General features: G+C 62.3%; 1 protein-coding gene and 1 pseudogene. One reads left to right on the top strand and one right to left on the bottom strand.

Annotation, left to right across the window (positions count from 1 at the left end; translation table 11 throughout):
- A partial coding sequence (locus GKAS_RS22990) for an enterobactin synthase subunit F (RefSeq protein WP_035897817.1) occupies positions 1-3356 on the top strand: 3356 nt, incomplete at its 5' end.
- Positions 3357-3438: 82 nt separating this feature from the next.
- Here GKAS_RS22990 and GKAS_RS22985 read toward each other — a convergent pair.
- Positions 3439-3622 (bottom strand): annotated as a pseudogene (locus GKAS_RS22985) (iron-enterobactin transporter ATP-binding protein); the annotation flags it as partial.

Below are 3622 nucleotides of genomic sequence, written 5' to 3'. Positions count from 1 at the left end.
CGTTCACGCCGTTTGCCGATGTGGTGGAAGAGTATCAGCGCTATCGGGACAGCGAGGCGTTCCAGCGGGATAAAGCCTTCTGGGCCGAACAGCGTAAAGCCTTGCCGTCTCCGGCCTCGCTCTCCTCTGCGCCGCTGCCGGGCCGCGCGCAAAGCACCACTATCTGGCGGCTGAAGCTCACCGCCGACCGCCGAGCATTTACTCGCCTGGCCGCTTCCGCTCCACAGTGCCAGCCTGCCGATCTGGCGCTGGCGCTGGTCGCACTCTGGCTGGGCCGTCTATGCGGGCGCAGCGATTACGCCGCCGGGTTTATCTTTATGCGCCGCATGGGCTCGGTCGCGCTGACCGCCACCGGCCCGGTGCTTAACGTACTGCCGCTTGGCGTGACGCTGAACGGCCAGGAAACGTTGCCGGAGCTGGCAACTCGCCTTTCCGGGCAGTTGAAAAAGATGCGCCGCCATCAACGCTATGATGCGGAGCAGATTGTGCGCGATGCCGGAAAAGCCGCGGGCGATGAAGCGCTGTTTGGTCCGGTATTTAACGTCAAAATGTTTGATTATCGCCTCGGTTTCGCCGACGTTAGCGCAATAACCCATACGCTGGCGACCGGTCCGGTTAATGACCTTGAGCTGGCGCTGTTTCCGGACGAAGACGGTGGACTGTCGCTGGAAATACTGGCCAACCAGCAGCGCTATGATGAAGCGACGTTGCAGCAGCATATCGCCCGTTTAACGGCGCTTTTGCAGCAGTTTGCCGATAATCCAGCGCTAATGTGTGCCGATGCGGAATTGCTGTCGGAGGATGAATATCAGCGTCTGGCACAGATCAACGCCACCGAAAAATCCCTGCCGCGTGCTACGCTCAGTTCACTGGTAGCCGAGCAAGCTGCGAAAACGCCGGATGCCGTGGCGCTGGTGGATGCTAACTATCGCTTTACCTACCGCGAGATGCGCCAGCAGGCGATCGCACTGGCAAACGTCCTGCGCGAGCGCGGCGTCAAACCTGGCGATAGCGTCGCCGTGGCGCTACCTCGCTCGGTATTCCTGACGCTGGCGCTGCACGCTATTGTTGAGGCGGGGGCGGCATGGCTACCGCTGGATACCGGCTACCCGGACGACCGTCTGCAAATGATGCTGGAAGACGCGTGCCCAACCTTGCTGATAACCGCCCCAGACCAGCTGCACCGTTTCCCGAATATCGACAGTCTGTGCCTGAACGCACCGCTGGCGGCAGGAGACGATCGGCCGCTCGCGCTCGCGACGCCGGAACAGACGGCCTATATCATCTTTACCTCGGGGTCGACCGGCCGTCCGAAAGGGGTGATGGTCGGCCATGAAGCTATCGTTAACCGCCTGCTGTGGATGCAAGACCACTATCCGCTGACCGCCGATGATGTGGTGGCGCAAAAAACACCATGCAGTTTTGATGTGTCGGTGTGGGAATTCTGGTGGCCGTTTATCACCGGCGCTAGCCTGGTGATGGCCGAGCCGGAAGCGCACCGCGACCCGCTGGCGATGCAGCGATTCTTCGCCGACTACGGCGTGACCACGACCCACTTCGTGCCGTCGATGCTGGCGGCATTTGTGGCCTCGCTGACGCCGGAAACGGTGGACAGCTGCTGCTCGCTACAGCGGGTGTTCTGCAGCGGTGAAGCGCTGCCGACTGCACTATGCCGCGAGTGGGAAGTTCTGACCCACGTACCGCTGCACAACCTCTATGGGCCAACGGAAGCGGCGGTGGACGTGAGCTGGTACCCGGCCTACGGTGAAGCGCTGGCGGCGGTGTCGGGCAACAGCGTGCCGATAGGTTTCCCGGTATGGAATACCGGCTTGCGTATCCTCGACGCCATGATGCGCCCGGTGCCGTTTGGCGTGGCGGGCGATCTCTATCTTACGGGAATTCAATTGGCGCAAGGTTATCTGGGAAGACCGGATCTGACCGCCAGCCGCTTTATTGCCGACCCGTTTGCCCCCGGTGAACGGATGTACCGTACTGGCGACGTAGCGCGCTGGCTGAATAACGGCGCGGTGGAATACCTCGGTCGCAGCGACGATCAGCTCAAAATTCGCGGTCAGCGCATCGAGCTGGGTGAAATCGACCGGGTGATGCAGAGCCTGCCGGACGTGGAACAGGCGGTGACGCATGCTTGTGTTATCAATCAGGCGGCGGCCACCGGCGGCGATGCGCGCCAATTGGTGGGTTATGTGGTGTCGGTTTCCGGCCTGCCGCTCGATACCGAAGCCCTGCTGGCGCAGCTTCGCCAACAGCTACCGCCGCATATGGTGCCGGTGGTGCTGTTACAGCTGAGCGCGCTGCCGCTGAGCGCCAACGGCAAGCTGGATCGTAAAGCGCTGCCGCTACCGTCGCTGACGCAGAAAACCAGCGGCCGCGCGCCGCAAACGGCAACCGAGGTGCAGGTTGCCGCGGCGTTCAGCCAGTTGCTCGGCTGCGACATTCAGGACATCGACGCTGACTTCTTCGCGCTTGGCGGCCACTCGCTGCTCGCCATGCGCCTTGCTGCAACGCTGAGTCAGCAAACCGGGCGCAAGGTGACGCCGGGGCAGGTGATGGTGTCATCAACGGTTGGCCAATTGAGCGCGCTGCTGGACAACAGCAACGACGAACAGGCGCAGCGTCTGGGCTATGAGCCGTTGCTGCCGCTGCGCTCCGGCGATGGACCGACGCTGTTCTGCTTCCATCCGGCATCCGGTTTTGCCTGGCAGTTCAGCGTGCTGTCGCGCTATCTGTCGCCGCGATGGTCAATTACCGGCATTCAGTCGCCGCGCCCGGAAGGGCCGATGCAAACCGCTGCGACGCTGGACGAGGTGTGCGAGCATCATCTGGCAACCTTGCTCGCCCAGCAGCCGCACGGGCCGTATTACCTGCTTGGCTACTCGCTTGGCGGTACGCTGGCGCAGGGCATTGCCGCCCGTTTACGTCAGCGCGGCGAAACGGTGGCGTTCCTTGGGCTACTCGATACCTGGCCGCCGGAAACGCAAAATTGGGCAGAAAAAGAGGCTAACGGTCTTGATCCTGCGGTATTGGCGGAGATTGACCGCGAACGTGAAGCGTTTCTCGCCGCCCAGCAGGGGCAAGGCTCGAGCGAATTGTTCAGTGCAATTGAAGGCAACTACGCCGACGCCGTGCGCCTGCTGACCACCGCGCACAGCGCGACGTTTGACGGTAAAGCGACGCTGTTTGTCGCCGAGAAAACCCGACAGGCGGAGCCGCATACGGCCTGGGGGCCGTGGGTGGGTGAGCTGGAGGTTTATAGTCAGGATTGTGCGCACGTCGACATTATTACGCCTGCGGCGTTTGAGGCGATTGGGCCGGTGATTCGGGAGATATTGGGGTAGGTTCAGTGCTTCCCGGGGTCACTGCGTTCGCCCGGCTACAATGCTTATGTAGCCGGGCGAGCGTCAGCGACCCCGGGGTAACTCACCGCCGTCCGAGCGGCACCACCAGCGGCGTATTCGCCACCGGGTCGTCAATAATCACGCAGCGCAGGCCGTAAATCGCCTCAATCAGCGCCGGTGTGACAATCTCTTTCGGCGCGCCTTCCGCCACAATCTTCCCATCACGGAGTGCAATCAGGTGCGTCGCGTAGCGGCACGCCTGGTTT

The sequence above is a fragment of the Kluyvera ascorbata ATCC 33433 genome, assembly GCF_000735365.1.
GTDB classification, from domain to species: Bacteria; Pseudomonadota; Gammaproteobacteria; order Enterobacterales; family Enterobacteriaceae; genus Kluyvera; species Kluyvera ascorbata.
The sequence above is the reverse complement of the archived record's forward strand: the minus strand, read 5'-3'. Positions and strand labels throughout refer to the sequence as shown.